Raw genomic sequence first — 16,721 nt, 5'->3', positions numbered from 1 at the left:
CTCCTTTATCATTTTCCGGGGAATTTTTGTCCCTCCTAGTCGCATTTCGTCCCACTTAGAACAAAAAAATAACTTCCATAAATTATTGTATCAAATGGCTTAACATCTCTCAACTATTTTCTGAATTATTTTTCTTCTTTAGATAGTTTTCGATCTTTTCCATGTCGATTAGTTCACTATCGACAATCGTGTCTTCATGTTGAATGACAGGGATCATGAGATGATAAGCTTCTAGCAGTACATCATCATTATAAATATTAATTTCTTCAATTTCAAATAAATAGTCTTGTTGCAACATTTCCAGCGTCACTTTTGCTTGATCACAAAGACTACAATTTTCTTTTCCATAAAGTTTTAATTTCATCATTCTCACCCTTTGACTTGATTACAAACCTCAACAAAACCTGCTGAACGAAACGTCTGTATGTCCCACTCTTCAAGTATCACGAGAAAACTAATGATCAGTGAGGACCCCACACCGAGTTTGTTGAGCGGACATTTAGTACGTTATTTGGTGGAATAACGTAGTTTTTTTTGATGTTGGCGGACATTGAATCCCTTATTCAGTTCATTTCAGCTTACATGAGCACAATTTTCGATCAATAGCGGAATAGTTGTCCACATATAGCCTAAAAACGACCATTTTGTCATAAATAACGGAACAAATGTCCGCACTCAGTCCGTATTCCAGTTTGAATCTATGGCTACATTATCACGGTGCTAATCGGCTGTAAGCCCCTACCGATCATAGTTTTATTTTATTGCTTTCGTTCCTGTGTCGATCATTTCTTGAATCACTTCTGATGATTGGTGAAGTTGTTGTTTTTCTTTTTCTGTCAGTTCTAATTCGATTACTTCACGGATGCCGTTTTCGTTTAGCAGTACTGGCACACCTAGATAGAGATCATTCAATCCGTATTGTCCCTCTAATTTTGCGGAAACAGTTAAAATCGCATTTTCATTATTTAATATGGCTTTTGTTAATCGAACTAACCCTAGGCCGATCCCGTAATAGGTTGCTCCTTTTCGTTCAATGATATGATATGCCGCATCTCGTACATTCTCAAATATCTCTGTCATGGCTTCATTTTGATAAAAGTTATCGATACCTGCATATTGAGTTAAAGGTACACCACCAATTTGCACATGACTCCATACCGGCAATTCTGAATCACCGTGTTCACCAATGATATAAGCATGTACATTTCGTGGGTCGACCTCAAAGTGTTCTCCTAATAAATAACGGAAACGCGCAGTGTCCAGAATCGTTCCAGAACCAATGACACGTTCCTTCGATAAACCTGAAATTTCCCTTGTCAGATGTGTTAAAATATCAACCGGATTGGTAGCTACAACAAAAATACCTTGGAAGTCAACGCCCATGACTTTCTCGACAATACCTTTAAATATTTTGGCATTTTTCGTGACAAGATCCAATCTAGTTTCACCCGGTTTTTGATTGGCACCTGCTGTAATGACAACTAAATCTGCATTATGGCATTCTTCATAATCACCTGCTTTAATACGCATCGGATTACCAAATGCCATGCCATGATTCAAATCACGTGCTTCTCCTTCCGCTTTCGCTTGATCCAAATCAATTAGGACTAATTCATTGACAACGCCTTGATTTAATAACGCATAAGCATAACTAGTACCGACTAAACCTGTTCCAATAATGACTACTTTTCTTAATTTTGTTTTGCGTATTGTCACAAATAACCATTCCTTCCATCGAAAAATGGGATATAGTTATACTATATCCCATTTTTGCTACTTATGAAACAATGATATCTGAAAATTATGTGAATAATTGAGCAATGACTTCTTCTGCGCCTAAAACACCCGAAGTCGATAATCCATAAATATAACTTTTTCGTATCGAAATTGCATCAGCACCTTGTTGTAAATAGTGGTTTAATTCATCTTTCAACTTCACTTCCGCCTCTACAACAACGGTTAACCTTTCACTTATTATTATATTGATCTGTTCCAGTAAATCAAGATTAGACTCATTAATATTGGACAAAATAATCCCATCAACTTGCTGTTCTATACTTGAACGAACATCATCTAATGACAAGTCTCCATAAACAAAGATTGGTAATGTCGTAAACTGTTTTATATATTGAATCTCTTCCCAATTAATGTACCGTTTTTGATATTCATTTGCCACCTGTTCTGCCAGCGGGCTTTTATTCGCATAATTTTTCTTGGCAAAAATTGGATCGACAACAAAATTGGTAGTTCCTTTCACTAATTGATCTGCTTTCCAATGAATTTCATCTTTAGCTATGGACAAAATAATTGCCTGATAACCGGCTAATTCGGCACGCTGGACAAAATGTTTAGTAAGTTCTAAATCTTGAAAAATGTGAGCTTGGAACCAAAGTTCACTATCTGGAACAGCATCACTAATTTCTTCAATGCTATAGGATGAATGACTGCTAACAATAAAAGGTACCCCCTGCTTACTGGCAGCTTTGGCCGTTGCTAGTTCTCCATCTTCATGAAAATATGTCTGCGCACCAACCGCACCTAACAATAGAGGAGAAATTTTCAGTTTAGATGGTGAATTACTATTAAGTATAAATGATGTAGCATTTCCTTTCTTGGATGTTACTTGATCTAAATATAATTTAGCTGTTTCAGATAATTGTTTTTCAGCTACTTCCTCTAAATCAGCTATAAAATTTCCCTTCACTTTTGTTTTTACCATGTTATATGCCTCCTAATAATTTAGGGAAACAAAAAAGCCCCTCTTGATAAACAAGAGAGACTAAAGCTATTATCTCCCTCTTATTTTTCAAACTAAAGTTTGCAGGATTTAGCACCTTTTAAGCATTAATAGCTTAAGGTTGCCGGGTTTCATCAGGCCAGTCCCTCCACCGCTCTTCATAAGAGTATCTATATGTTTTAGTTTTTAATTTTATCACGGTTATAACCTTGATAAGTTTTGCTAACCGTAAGTGGGGATTCCCACTTATGAAAATCTCACTTTCTTAGCTCTTTCGATTTCTAGTGCTTTTAATTGTCTTCTTAAAATCTTTCCGCTGATCTTGGTTTTTGGTAATTCATCCATTACTTCAATTTCTCTAGGAGCAGCATGTGCGGAAAGATTTTTTCTCACATATATTCGAATGTCTTCTAGTAATTGATCTGATTGTCGATAGCCTGCTCTTAACGTAATAAAGGCTTTGACTAATTCCCCGCGTAATTCATCCGGTTTACCGATAACACCAGCTTCTTCTACAGCGGGGTGTTCGATTAACTTACTTTCCACTTCAAAGGGACCAATACGCTCACCAGCAGAATTGATCATATCGTCATTTCGCCCTTGGAAGAAGACATATCCTTCCTCATCCTGTAATGCTAGATCTCCTGAAATATACCAGCCCTCATATTGGAAATAAGATTGGAACTTATCTTGGTTTCCCCAAATTTCTTTCATAAGTCCTGGCCAAGGTGTACGTACCGCTAGTTGTCCAACTTCACCGTGAGGTAGTTCATTACCTTCTTCATCCAAAATACCCACCTGTACGCCAGGAAAAGGTCTCCCCATGGAACCGGGTTTAATTTTTTCAGCAGGAAGGTTGACAATTAAATGCCCACCTGTCTCTGTCATCCACCATGTATCATGGATACGAACATGTAAACTGTTCCATGCCCATTGGATTACTTCAGGGTTTAAAGGTTCCCCTACACTTAAGACATGCCGTACAGAAGATAAATCATATTGTTTATAGAGGTCACCTTTTGACAGGAGCATACGGAAAGCTGTCGGTGCACTATACCAAATCGTTACTCCTAATTCCTCAATTAAGGAATACCAATTCTCTGCACTGAAGCGTCCACCTTGGATCACAACAGTTGCTCTATTCAATAGTGGAGCAAACAAGCCATATACACTGCCTGTTACCCAGCCTGGGTGTGACGTACACCAATAAACATCATCATCTTTAATATCTAGTACCCATTTTCCTGTCACGATATGATGTTGTACTGCACGATGAGCATGTAGTACGCCTTTTGGTTTACCAGTAGAGCCACTTGTATAATGGATGATTAAACCATCCTCCCAGTCTACCCACTCCACATACTGATCACCATCAACAGGTTGTAACGGTTCTTTCTCGATATCCTCCACAAAAAGAATCGTTTCTAGTGAAGGAATATCCGTCTTCGGTACACGTTTGACTAACTCCTGATCAGTAATCAGCAAAGTACCAGCACAATCATTGATACGGTCTCTCACTGCTTCTTCCATAAATGCTTCAAATAAAGGACCAGCAATTGCCCCTACTTTAATAGCTGCTAATATCGCAATATAGCATTCAGGTGTTTTAGGAAGAAATACAAAGACACGATCCCCTTTCGTTACTCCATGCTCTTTTAATATGCGAGCATAATGGTCAGTTTGATCCTTTATTTCTTTAAACGTGTACGATCGCCTTTCGTTCTCATTAATATAATGGAGAGCAATCTTATCTCCATATCCCTCTGCTACGTGACGACCAATGGTTTCATATGCTGCATTTATCTTTCCTGTCTTCGCAGCAGATAATAATGCTTTTGCATCTGACCAATCAAAATTTGCTCTTTTTTCCTCATAGTTGCTAAGATTATAATCGCCTTCTATTGTTGCAATGTGTGTTGTTGCATGTTGCGTCATCTGATGTTCCCCCTTGAAGACCGGTTACTGTTTGCTCAAGTCTAAAGATTCTAAAATTTCTGATTTTAAATGTGCTAACTCTTCACTTCCACGATCCCTTGGTCGCTCTTGCTCTATCGTAACCTCTTTCTCTACCTCTCCTGGTTGCCCTCTTAAAATAACAACACGGTCACATAAATAGGTTGCTTCATCTATATCGTGCGTTACTAATACGATAGTAGATTGATATTTTTTCCAAACATCTAATAATAAATCCTGTAATTGCATTTTGGTGAAAGCATCTAAAGCACTAAACGGTTCATCTAAAAGAAGAATTTCAGGTGATGTTACCAATGCCCGCGCAATGGCTACACGTTGAGCCATACCTCCTGATAACTCACGAGGATACAGCTTTTCCTTTCCCCTTAAACCTACGCTTTCTAAGTAATCAATAGCTCTATTTTCTTTGTCTTTACGGCTGCCTGTCAATCCGAATGTTACATTATCTAACACATTTAACCATGGTAGAAGTCTTGGCTCTTGGAAAATAAAGCCTGTTGTATCATGAATTTCTTTAGATACGGTTCCGTTAATTTCAATTTCACCATCGTATTCAGGATCTAGCCCTGATATCGCTCTTAATAAGGTACTTTTCCCACATCCACTAGTTCCAAGCAAACCGATAATTTCTCCCGGTTGCACTTCTAAATTAACATTTTGTACAGCAGTAGTACCATTAAATGTACGGCTGACATCTCTTAATGCTAGACTCATATTAAATACTCCTTCCTATTTCTCCAAACGATCCTGCCAATGCAAGGAACGATCTTCTACTAGCTTTAAAATCCAGTCGGTGATTTTACCGATAATCGCAAATAGAATAATACTTGCCAAAATAGTTTCAGGACTTGACATATTCTGACCAAAGACAAGTAAAAATCCTAACCCTTGACTTGCCCCCATCAGTTCTGCTGCCACTACAAACATCCAACCAAGCCCTAAGCCACTACGCATCCCTACCAAAAAGGACGGTAACGAAGCCGGCAAAATAATTCGTTTCACCAATTGTAAAGTATTTAATCCGTACATTTTTCCTACTTCAATTAATTTACGGTCTACGCCTAATATACCGCTAACAATATTTAAATAGACAGGGAAAAATACCCCAACTGCAATCATGGTAACTTTTGATGTTTCACCAATACCCAGCCATAAAATAAACAATGGTACCCATGCTAGCGATGGGATCGAGCGAAACGCCTGAATCATCGGATCAAAAAGCTGCTCTGCCTTTTTATAAAAACCGACAAATGATCCGAGAACAATCGCAGCAACTGTCCCGATAACAAACCCAACAAGTACTCGATAGGTTGTGATCCAAACATGCCCCCAAAGAGATCCATCCTGTGCCATACTTATAATTTTTTCAACTATGGTACTTGGTGCTGGTAGTTGATTAGAAGGGACAACACCAGCACGACATAAAATCTCCCATATGATAATTAAAAGGACAGGAATGATGCTACCCATAAATACGGTTTTTACCAGTGAATCTTTTTTCTTCTTAATGGATGCTTTTTTCCCTCTCACTTCTGATGGTGCTGGTTTAACATAGCCAGCCGTTACGTTATTTTGTTGCTCAGCCATTTTTTGCCCCTCCTAAATCCCTAAAACTTCGCAAGCCCTCACTAATGGAAATCTTACTTTATTCGATTACCGCTTCTGCATATTCTGGATTGATTAGTTCATTCGTTAATGCTTCGACATCATCGCCTGCTTCCAAGTCTCCAGCATTTTTCAACACATTACCAGCTGCTTGGATAGATTCAATATGTTCATCTCCAGGTATTGGATTAGACAAATCAGTTCTTTCTACTAACTGAATTTTTGCCACATCTATACTAATATCAGCTTCTTCTGCCAATAATTCTGCAGCCTCTTCCGGATTGTCTAATATCCATTGACGCGCTCTTTCATATAATTCAATTACTTTTTCAACATATTCTGGATGTTGATCAGCAAATTCCTCACGAACATTTAAAAATCCATACGTATTTAGATTAATATCTCTATAAAAAAGCTCTGCTCCTGATTCTAATTCATGTTTTGCCATATGTGGGTCAAGTCCTGCCCATGCATCAACATCACCATTAACAAGTGTATTACCACCATCAGCATGTTGTAAGTTCACTATTTCAATATCATCGATTGTTAATCCTTTTGAATCTAATGCTCTAACTAAGAAAATATATGGATCAGTACCAAAAGTTGCTGCTACTTTTTTACCTTCCAGGTCTTCAATTGACTCAATTCCGGAGCCTTCATTAGTCACCAGTGCTGTCCATTCTGGTTGAGAATAAATATAGACATTTTCCAATGGTACATCATTTGATTTGGCGATAAGTGCTGCTGCACCTGCTGTCGAGCCAAAATCAACACTGTCACTATTTAAAAATTCGATTGCTTTGTTACTCCCTTGACTTAGTTTCCACTTTACATCAATATCTTCTTCACCGAATACTTCTTCTGCCCAGCCAAATTCTTTTAATACAAGACTTGTAGGTGAATAATAAGCATAGTCTAAACGAATTTCAGATGGTTTTCCTTCGTCCGCTTGGCTGTCGGATGAACAGCCAACTGCTAAAATAATAATAATTCCAAATGCTGCAATTGCAAGAAAACTTCTTAAATCAATTAATGGTACTCTTTTCATGATAGATACATCCCCCTCATATTTTTTTCTAAATTTCACATGCATATGTTGAAATTGTTCCTCTTAAACGCTGTGCCTCTTTATATGTGCAACGGTTATGAACAACTTGCAAGCCACCTTCGAGCGCTACTTCTTCTGCCTTTGGAGAGACAACACCTTCTTGCAGCCAGAATACTTTTGGATTTACTTCTATTGCTTCTTTAGCAATCTCTACTGCTGCTTCTGGACTACGGAATACTTGTACAATGTCGATTTCAACCGGTACACTTTTCAAGTCTGGATAAGCTTTTTCGCCAAGAATTTCTGTTTCTCTAGGGTTGACCGGAATGATTTTGTAACCTAGTCTTTGCATTTTTCTAGCCAGACGATAACTTGGTCTTGCTTCTTTTCCACTGAGACCTACAATTGCTAATGTTTTTTGGCGCGTTACTTCTTCACCATTTTCAATGTATCGTTCATATGGAGAATTTAATGCCCATTTAATAATACCTTCATCGTTAACAACAATTTGTTTTTCTTTCTCTTCACCAATTCCTGTTGCCTTCACAAGTGCTTGATCCAAGTCATTTTTAATATCTCTTACAGATTCAATCCCTACAGATAGACGAACTAATTCCTCTGTAACACCAGTTTCTTCAAGCTCTTCTTTTGTTAACTGCTGATGTGTTGTAGAAGCCGGATGAATAATCAGTGATTTGGCATCTCCCACGTTTGCAACATGTGACCATAGCGCAACATTGTTGATTAAATCACGTCCTGCGTCACGTCCACCTTTGATACCGAATACAATGATTGAACCAAACCCGTTGTTTAAGATTCGTTTTGCTAACTCATGAGATGGATGACTTTCAAGCCCTGGATATCTAACCCATTCCACTGCTTCATTTTTCTCTAAGTATTCTGCAAGCTCTTGTGCGTTTTGGTTATGTCGTTCCACACGAATATGCAATGTCTCAAGTCCTTGTAGCAATTGGAAAGCATTAAATGGACTTAGCGCTGCACCAAAGTCTCTCAGTAGCTGCACTCGCACTTTTGTAATAAATGCTAGTGTTCCGAAATCTACTGCATAGCGGATGCCATTGTAACTTGGATCCGGCTCAGTAAATGCTGGATATTTTTCAGAATTCCAGTTGAAATGTCCACCATCGACAATAATTCCGCCGATTGATGTACCATGTCCACCAATCCATTTTGTTGCAGAATGTACGACAATGTCTGCTCCTAACGTGATTGGTTTGCAACCAAATGGTGTTGCAAATGTATTATCGATAATTAACGGAACACCAGCATCATGTGCGATCTCCGATACTCTCTCGACATCTAATACTTGTAGGCCTGGGTTACCAATGATTTCACCATAAACAGCTTTTGTTTTATCTGTAATAGCTTCTTTGAAATTTTCAGGATCTGTTGGATCAACGAATTTAACATTAATGCCATAGCGCGGAAGTGTTACATTGAACAAATTGTACGTTCCACCGTAGAGGTTAACACCTGCGACAATTTCATCTCCTGCACTTGCTAAGTTTAAAATCGATAAAGTAATAGCTGACATCCCTGAAGCAGTTGCAACAGCTGCAACTCCATCCTCTAATAGTGCCATTCTTTTTTCGAAAACATCTACAGTTGGATTACCAATTCTGGAATAAATATTTCCCGGTTCATCAAGTGCAAATAGTCTTTCTGCATGCTCTGTGTCATGGAACACGTAAGAAGTAGATTGATAGATAGGCACTGCTCGTGAACCTGTTGTCGGATCAGGTGCTTGCCCTCCATGTAGATGAATTGTTTCCGGATCGTAAGTTGAACGTTTAAAATCAGTCATTGTATATTTCCTCCCCAAGTTTAAATTCAGAAAATTAAAAAAACCCTCTTCGATAAGAAGAAGGCTTTAACTGACATAACAGTAGTAGTCTTCCTCTTATCTATCAGGATAAGTATCCTGCAGGAATTAGCACCTTTTAAGCCATTGCTTAATGGTTGCTGGGCGTCATCGGGCCAGTCCCTCTGCCTCTCTGGATAAGAGTGATGTTATTTAGTTGGTCATTAAAAAATCTCCCTATCCTAAAGATAGAGAGACTTGAATAAATATATTCGCTCTCTTATCTCTCTAAGCCATATACGCTTAGTGGAATTGGCACCTGTATTAAGGACGATTCACTTAATGGTTGCCGAGGCTTCATAGGGCCAATCCCTCCACCTCTCTCGATAAGAAGTATAGAATTCCGAGTTGTTTACTTGCTTTTCACTTTCGTTATTTAATACTTTAGCATGGCGTCAAAATGATGTCAATATGTTTTCTGAAAATTATTTCAGATAAAATGCGACAGTGACTGTTGTTTACTACCAACTTTTTGATTATTACTGGCAACTTCGGGGGGTTTACTGGCAACTTTCCGATTTTACTGGCAACTTCGGGGGGTTTACTGGCAACTTTCCGATTTTACTGGCAACTTCGGGGGGTTTACTGGCAACTTTTCCTTCTACGAAAAAAGCGACGGTTCGTTAATACCGTCGCTTTTGCTTCTTTAGTTTAAGTCTGATGATTTCTTTTCCATTACCTGATCGATGAGACCATAGTCTTTAGCTTTTTCAGCTGACATAAAGTTGTCACGATCTGTGTCTTTTTCAACTACTTCTAGTGGTTGACCAGTACGGTCTGCTAGAATTTGGTTTAATTTTTTACGCATTTCAATAATACGGTTAGCGTGAATTTGAATGTCAGACGCTTGACCTTGTGTACCACCTAGTGGTTGGTGAATCATTACTTCACTATTTGGTAATGCATATCGTTTACCAGGCTCGCCAGCAGCTAAAAGGAATGCACCCATAGATGCTGCCATACCAATACAGATTGTTGAAACATTCGGTTGGATGAACTGCATCGTATCATAAATAGCCATACCAGCAGTAATCGAACCACCAGGTGAGTTGATGTATAGGGAAATATCTTTATCGGGATCTTCAGCTGTTAAAAATAGCATTTGCGCTACAACACTGTTTGCTACATTATCGTCAATGCCACTACCTAACATAATAATTCGGTCTTTTAAAAGGCGTGAATAAATATCATATGCACGTTCTCCTCGGTTTGTTTGTTCAATAACTGTAGGGATTAAGTTCATGAAAAATTTCCTCCTTTTAACACTTGCTTTTTTTCATTCATGAAATCTAACTATTTTCATCTTAACGGAATGGTCAAAAAAGGTCAAACGATTTGATTTTCTAACTTCATCCTACCCTTAACTGTAACGATTTAAACCTCTAAGATCAAATCATCAAAGTTTGCTATATGTATTGAAATTATACTAACGATTCGCTATAATTATTCTTGTCGCATTTTATCACGACGCTAATCGCCAATTCAAGAAAGTGATAACAATGAACATTAACCCGTTCCATTGATTGATCCATGCGCCCGTAGCTCAGGGGATAGAGCAATGGTTTCCGGTACCATGTGTCGGGGGTTCGAATCCCTCCGGGCGCGCTTTTTATAACAAGTAAACGCCAACCAAAGCACTTCTCACATCCAATATGGATTGGAGAAGTGCTTTTCTATGTAGATTTATTTCCCAGTCCTGTTATTTAAGCAACATTTTCCCCATCCTTCCTTTACGATCTGCATCAACATCATTCCATATATAGTCGATATGCAGCTCATTCTGTTGCTACTTACTATGTTTCTGTTATTATTCCAATCATATATTTTCTCGACAAAAAACACTGCAGAAAAGCAGTGTTATACACATCTTTATTTTTTTCCTTCAACAAAAGCCACTAGTTCGTCTAATGCTTCCTTGTCATCACTTCCATCTGTAATAATTTTTATTGTATTCCCTTTGGCCAATGCCAGACTCATTAATCCCATAATACTTTTAGCATTGATCCGCTTATTGTCTTTTTCAATAAAAATTTCCGACGTAAAACTGTTTGCCTTTTGTACAAATTGAGCCGCTGGTCTTGCTTGTAACCCAGGATCTACTGCAATAACAACTTCTTTCTCTAACATGCTAACCCCTCCCGTTTAGTAAGCGCTATCATTCCATTCTACTAATGGATAGCTCATCTTATTCTTATAATATTGTAGAGGAGGGAAAATCCTCCTCTTGTTATTTCATGGATAACTCTTCTTTTCGTAATTGATCTGCAAATTGATCGATTTTTTTCAATCGGTGGTTAATGCCAGATTTACTAATCTTACCACCTGAGACCATTTCACCTAATTCTTTTAATGATACATCTTGATGTTCCATTCTTAGTTTGGCAATTTCCTGTAATTTATCTGGTAATGCATCCAATCCGACCGTCTTATCAATAAAACGGATATTTTCAACCTGTCGGAATGCGGCACCAATTGTTTTATTCAAGTTGGCTGTTTCACAATTCACCAAGCGATTGACAGAATTTCTCATATCCCGAACAATTCTTACATCCTCGAATTTAAATAATGCTTGATGTGCGCCAATATAATTTAAAAACTCGGTAATTTTTTCTGCTTCTTTAATATATGTTATAAACCCTTTTTTACGTTCCAAAATGCGTGCATGAAGTTCATATTCATTCAACAAATCACACAATGATTGATTGTGTTCTTCATGAAAATTATATATTTCTAAATGATAGGAAGAAGTTTCTGGATTATTAACGGATCCACCAGCTAAAAATGCGCCTCGCAAATATGCTCTTCGGCAACATTGCTTTTTCGTATACTTCTTAGAGATCGTACGAATAAATTGTAATGGTTCTGCTAAAATCTCCATGTCTTGGAGCATTTCTTTCACGCCTTCATTCATCCGAACGATGTAGACGTTATTTTTTTTTAATTTCATTTTTTTACGTACTAATAATTCTACCGGTATTTGATAGATCGATTTAATTAACGTATAAATACGACGTGCGATTGCTGCATTCTCCGTTTGCACATCTAAGGAATAATGATTTTTTGAAAAAGAGAGCGCACCATTCATCCGAATCAATGCTGCTAATTCTGCTTGTTCGCAACAATCATCACTTTCGATTTTCGTTAACTCTTTTTTTATATCTGCTGCAAACGACAACTTTCTCCCTCCCCTCTTTGCCAACTGCTAACCCCTACATTAACGAACACAACACTTTCGCCACTTTGTCCGTATCGTGCCGTAAGGAATGATTTAATTCTTTGACAATATCTTCTTCAATAATTTCCAAGCCAAACTGACGTAATTTATCGAAATCATATTTTACCGGTTCTGCATTTTCTTCAGCATAAACCATTTGGACATCACGAGCGATTGTTTTATTATGAACAATGACAGATTGCAGACATCCTGTACCTATATGATCCATGATTGCCTGTACATGATCGGATGCAGTATAATGATTCGTTTCACCAGCTTGCGTCATAACATTACATACATAGACAACTTTTGCTTTCGTATTGCGTAAAGCCTCACCAATTTGTGGAACAATCAGGTTAGGTAATGTGCTTGTATATAAACTTCCTGGTGCAATCACGACCAAGTCTGCTTCTTGAATAGCCGAGACTGCTTCCGGTAATGGCAATACCGGGTTTGGCTTTAAAAAGACACGTTTAATCCGTTTATTAGCTTTCGGTATATTGGATTCCCCAACTACTATTTCACCATCTTCATATTCTGCATGGAGAAACATGTTTTGATTAGCAATCGGGTAAATGTTCCCTTTTACATTTAACACGCGTGAAATCTCTTTTATTCCGTTGTAAAAGTCTCCGGTAACAGAAGTCATAGCTGCTAATAAGAGATTCCCCATCGAGTGTCCAGAGAGACCATTTCCTTTTGTAAATCGGTGTTGAAATAATTCCATCAACATTGGCTCAACGTCAGAAAGTGCGGCGATAACGTTACGAATATCTCCTGGTGCAGGCATTTCCATTTCAGATCGTAAGCGTCCAGAACTGCCGCCATCATCAGCAACAGTTACAATTGCGGATAAATCAATTGGTTGTTCCTTTAGCCCTCGTAGCAGAACCGGCATACCAGTTCCACCACCGATGACCACTACTTTTTTTAGGTCAGATTGTGACATTTTTATCCCTTTCGTTTCTCTATATCACGATGACTAACATGTGTGACATAATTTTTTTGAAAATGCTTTGCCAAATGCTCTGCAATCGCAACAGATCGGTGTTGTCCACCTGTACATCCAATCGCTATAACGAGCTGGCTTTTCCCCTCACGCTTATATTGCGGAAGCATAAATTGCAATAAGTCGATCGTTTTCTCTAAAAATTTCTGTGTATCAGACCATTTAAATACATAAGAAGAAACTTCCGTATTTAAACCAGTGAGCGGACGCATTTGCTCGACGTAATGTGGATTCGGTAAGAAACGGACATCAAATACCAAGTCTGCATCTATCGGCAAACCATACTTAAATCCAAAAGAAACAGTATGGACAGAAAAAATTTCTTGGTCCTTTTTACTATAGCGTTGTACAATTTCTTCACGTAATTCCTTTGGTTTTAATTTAGATGTGTCAATGAAATGTTGTGCGCGGCCACGCAATTCGTCCAATATTTTTCGTTCAGCGTGAATTCCTTCAAGTGGTAGTCCGTCATGTGCTAATGGATGAGAACGGCGTGTTTCTTTATATCGAGATACAAGAACATGGTCATTAGCATCTAAAAACAAAATATGTTCTTCTAGCCATTCTTCTTGTCCGAGTGTGTCTAATGCTTCAAATAGTGTATCAAAAAATTCTCTACCACGTAAGTCCATTACTAGTGCTACTTTTTGGATATTATTAGTGGCGTCTTTCATGAGTTCAAGGAATTTAGGCAGGAGAGCTGGCGGAAGGTTATCAACACAATAATAACCGAGATCCTCGAAACTTTGCACGGCTACTGTTTTACCGGCACCTGACATTCCTGTGATAATAACGAGCTTTGTTTCCTCAGATTGTCTCCCCATGGGTTAAACACTCCTCTCTTTCAGAAATTTATGTAACTAACGATACTACATATATTTATACCTCTATTATACACGGAGTAAATGCCCTCTACCACCAAAATACTTAATAAGAATATGTCTATTAGTAGTCGTTATTGTAGTTTTTTCTGCATATTCCAATAATGAGCAATTTTCATCCACAAAAAAAATGGGCATAGGTATGTAAACCTATGCCTTCAAGTTTATATTTATTAAAAAGGGGGTCAATTAGTTAATTACATTATATCTAATTAATATTTCGTGCGTGTTACAGCCACGTTAATTTCCAATTACGTATTTATGTCGAAAAGATTACAAATACTAGCTTGGTGTATTAACAGCTTCTTCTAAATTTTCAATATATGACTGTGCTGCTTGTGCTGCAATACTACCATCACCAGTAGCTGTTACGATTTGACGTAAATCCTTCTCACGGATATCCCCAGCAGCAAATACGCCTGGTACACTTGTTTCCATATTCTCATTTGTCGGGATGTAACCTTCCTCATTAGTAATACCTAATGACTTAAATGGTTCACTTAATGGCACCATTCCAATATAGATAAAAGTTCCATCTATCTTATGCTCATATTCTTCCCCAGTCTTTTTATTAAACAATGTAACACTGCCAACTTTACCGTCATTTTCATTGATCGACTTTACAATCGTATCCCAGATGAAATCAATTTTGTCATTATTAAAGGCTCGATCTTGTAGGATTTTTTGTGCGCGTAATTCATCACGACGGTGAACAATCGTCACTTTACTAGCGAATCTTGTCAAATACACACCTTCTTCAACAGCGGAGTCTCCTCCACCTACGACGATCAGTTCTTTCTCTTTAAAGAATGCACCGTCACAAACTGCACAATATGATACACCACGACCACCAAGTTCTTCTTCACCCGGAACACCTAATTTTTTATACTGTGCACCGGTTGTAATAATGACAGCTTTCGTTTTATATTCCTTTGATCCGGCTACAATTGTTTTGTAGTCACCATGATCAATGACTTCTTTAATATCACCATAAGCATATTCCGCGCCAAACTTTTTAGCGTGGTCGAACATTTTATTCGACAAATCCGGTCCTAAGATGTGATCATAACCTGGGTAATTTTCGACATCCTCCGTATTTGCCATTTGTCCACCAGGAATTCCTCTTTCCAACATTAATGTATCTAAATTTGCACGTGATGTGTAAACAGCTGCAGTCATACCAGCCGGTCCAGCACCTGCAATAATAACATCATAAATTCTTTCTCCAGTCATTATCGTCATTCCTTTCTTCTTTATCTTAAAACCATTATCCTACGCTCGATATAAAAGGTCTACTATTCTGCTCACTTCTTTCATTTCCATGGAGGTGTCTGCAATGCTAGGATATTATGTTGCTTACAGCCTTCATTCCATAAATGTTGCGCCATTTCCTTCATTCCTAAATAATACTGACAAGTACTATACCATCTATAATAGGAAGGATGGCCTTTTAGCTTTGATTTATGCAATAATTTGAATCGATTTAATGCTTTTTCGTACAGTCCGATTTGAGTGAATGTTACCGCAATTCTTAGTTTTTGCTGTTCATGAATCGGATAAATATTATCAAGCAGTTCCGTATAATGCTGTAACCTATCCTCATTGGCTTCGTGTCCATAAAAACAAGCTAAATTCATACAACTGAACAATTCATCAGGATGGTCTTTTAAATATTTTTCTTCCATCGTAATAGCTGTTTCTCGTTCACCAGCAAAAAATAGTGCATAGTGATATTCATGTCTTGCCTGTGAAAACTCAGGAAACAATGCAATCATTTCTTCTAAAATGGCGATTGCTTCCTCCCATTCTTCGCGTTCCAAGTGATAAAAAGCTGTTTCCTGATACATTAACAGATCATCTTCTTGCTCTAGCATCCACTCATCATCGTCGTCTTCTTCCACTTCACTAAAATCTAATACATCAAGTAAGGAATATGCTCCCTCCGTAAATTCACCATCTGGTGCTTTTTCGATATACAATTCAGCATATTTAACTGCATCCTGAAGGAGACCTAAATGCGCATAATTATTAGCAATTAAATAATAGCAATCAACATAATCTTCACCGTGTGTAGACAGTACTTTTGTTAATATTTGATTAGCTAAATGATAGGAGCCCATTTCCGTATAGACAATCGATGCCTGGCATTGATAAAGCGGGTTATCCGGCTTATCAGCAATTGCCTTCTTAAACCATTTTAAGGAGATGTCAAATTTCCGTTTTTGAAAGGCTTCAACTCCCTTTGAAAAATAAAAATCCCCTTCTGGTATGAAAGGTATGATGTTTCCTTCTATTTGATATGGATTAGACACGCTTAGTATTCCCCTCCCATTCCAACGATATTTTCTATATGATTGTTCCTTCATTTTTA

General features: G+C 37.9%; 15 protein-coding genes, 1 tRNA gene and 3 riboswitches. Of the genes, 1 reads left to right on the top strand and 15 read right to left on the bottom strand.

All coding sequences use genetic code 11. The annotated features are described in order from the left end of the window. Nucleotides 1-109: 109 nt before the first annotated feature. From J5J03_RS07250 to clpP, 9 genes are all read right to left on the bottom strand, one after another. Nucleotides 110-364 carry a glutaredoxin family protein gene (locus tag J5J03_RS07250; RefSeq protein ID WP_208588040.1) on the bottom strand — a complete coding sequence of 85 codons (255 nt, stop codon included), beginning with the start codon at nt 362-364 and terminating at the stop codon, nt 110-112. A gap of 389 nt (nt 365-753) precedes the next feature. Beyond that, the gene (locus J5J03_RS07245) at nt 754-1,716 is read right to left on the bottom strand and encodes an L-lactate dehydrogenase (RefSeq protein WP_208588037.1); all 963 of its coding nucleotides are present in this window, start codon (nt 1,714-1,716) and stop codon (nt 754-756) included. 85 nt (nt 1,717-1,801) lie between these two features. Next, nucleotides 1,802-2,719: an alpha-hydroxy-acid oxidizing protein gene (locus J5J03_RS07240; RefSeq protein ID WP_208588035.1), complete on the bottom strand. Its 918-nt coding sequence runs from the start codon at nt 2,717-2,719 to the stop codon at nt 1,802-1,804. 77 nt (nt 2,720-2,796) lie between these two features. Further along, a riboswitch (SAM riboswitch) is annotated at nt 2,797-2,904 on the bottom strand. A 79-nt stretch (nt 2,905-2,983) separates the two neighbouring features. Then, nucleotides 2,984-4,672, bottom strand: a complete 1,689-nt coding sequence (acsA, locus tag J5J03_RS07235; RefSeq protein WP_208588033.1) for an acetate--CoA ligase — start codon at nt 4,670-4,672, stop codon at nt 2,984-2,986. Nucleotides 4,673-4,696: 24 nt separating this feature from the next. Then, nucleotides 4,697-5,425 carry an ABC transporter ATP-binding protein gene (locus J5J03_RS07230; RefSeq protein ID WP_208588031.1) on the bottom strand — a complete coding sequence of 243 codons (729 nt, stop codon included), beginning with the start codon at nt 5,423-5,425 and terminating at the stop codon, nt 4,697-4,699. Nucleotides 5,426-5,440: 15 nt separating this feature from the next. Beyond that, nucleotides 5,441-6,298, bottom strand: a complete 858-nt coding sequence (locus tag J5J03_RS07225; RefSeq protein WP_208588029.1) for an ABC transporter permease — start codon at nt 6,296-6,298, stop codon at nt 5,441-5,443. 58 nt (nt 6,299-6,356) lie between these two features. Further along, entirely contained in the window at nt 6,357-7,364 is a 1,008-nt protein-coding gene (locus tag J5J03_RS07220) for an aliphatic sulfonate ABC transporter substrate-binding protein (RefSeq protein WP_208588027.1), read from the bottom strand. A 28-nt stretch (nt 7,365-7,392) separates the two neighbouring features. Further along, nucleotides 7,393-9,189, bottom strand: coding sequence for a PLP-dependent aspartate aminotransferase family protein (locus J5J03_RS07215; RefSeq protein WP_208588025.1), 1,797 nt, complete (start codon nt 9,187-9,189; stop codon nt 7,393-7,395). Between the two features lie 93 nt (nt 9,190-9,282). Further along, nucleotides 9,283-9,390: riboswitch (SAM riboswitch) on the bottom strand. A 73-nt stretch (nt 9,391-9,463) separates the two neighbouring features. After that, nucleotides 9,464-9,579: riboswitch (SAM riboswitch) on the bottom strand. A 313-nt stretch (nt 9,580-9,892) separates the two neighbouring features. Beyond that, nucleotides 9,893-10,489 (bottom strand): ATP-dependent Clp endopeptidase proteolytic subunit ClpP, encoded by a 597-nt coding sequence (clpP, locus tag J5J03_RS07210; protein WP_208588023.1) that lies wholly within the window; start codon nt 10,487-10,489, stop codon nt 9,893-9,895. A gap of 289 nt (nt 10,490-10,778) precedes the next feature. On the opposite strand from clpP, the gene J5J03_RS07205 reads away from it, so the two are divergent. Next, a tRNA-Arg gene (locus J5J03_RS07205) sits at nt 10,779-10,851 on the top strand. A 264-nt stretch (nt 10,852-11,115) separates the two neighbouring features. On the opposite strand, the gene J5J03_RS07200 is transcribed toward J5J03_RS07205, so the two are convergent. The 6 genes from J5J03_RS07200 to J5J03_RS07175 form a co-directional block, all read right to left on the bottom strand. Further along, entirely contained in the window at nt 11,116-11,373 is a 258-nt protein-coding gene (locus tag J5J03_RS07200; RefSeq protein WP_208588021.1) for an HPr family phosphocarrier protein, read from the bottom strand. A gap of 100 nt (nt 11,374-11,473) precedes the next feature. Beyond that, on the bottom strand, nt 11,474-12,421 hold the full coding sequence (gene whiA / locus J5J03_RS07195; RefSeq protein WP_208588002.1) for a DNA-binding protein WhiA: 948 nt from the start codon (nt 12,419-12,421) through the stop codon (nt 11,474-11,476). A gap of 34 nt (nt 12,422-12,455) precedes the next feature. Further along, nucleotides 12,456-13,409, bottom strand: coding sequence for a gluconeogenesis factor YvcK family protein (locus J5J03_RS07190; RefSeq protein WP_208587994.1), 954 nt, complete (start codon nt 13,407-13,409; stop codon nt 12,456-12,458). Between the two features lie 2 nt (nt 13,410-13,411). Next, a complete protein-coding gene (rapZ, locus tag J5J03_RS07185) occupies nt 13,412-14,293 on the bottom strand; it encodes an RNase adapter RapZ (RefSeq protein ID WP_208587992.1) in 882 nt (293 codons plus the stop codon). A gap of 339 nt (nt 14,294-14,632) precedes the next feature. Further along, nucleotides 14,633-15,583, bottom strand: coding sequence for a thioredoxin-disulfide reductase (trxB, locus tag J5J03_RS07180; protein WP_208587990.1), 951 nt, complete (start codon nt 15,581-15,583; stop codon nt 14,633-14,635). An 80-nt stretch (nt 15,584-15,663) separates the two neighbouring features. Next, complete coding sequence (locus J5J03_RS07175; protein WP_208587988.1) at nt 15,664-16,662, bottom strand: tetratricopeptide repeat protein; 999 nt, start codon at nt 16,660-16,662, stop codon at nt 15,664-15,666. Nucleotides 16,663-16,721 lie beyond the last annotated feature (59 nt).

This window comes from Gracilibacillus suaedae, from assembly GCF_017599345.1.
Taxonomy (GTDB): domain Bacteria; phylum Bacillota; class Bacilli; order Bacillales; family Amphibacillaceae; genus Gracilibacillus; species Gracilibacillus suaedae.
This window is presented reverse-complemented; position numbering and strand designations above follow the sequence as displayed.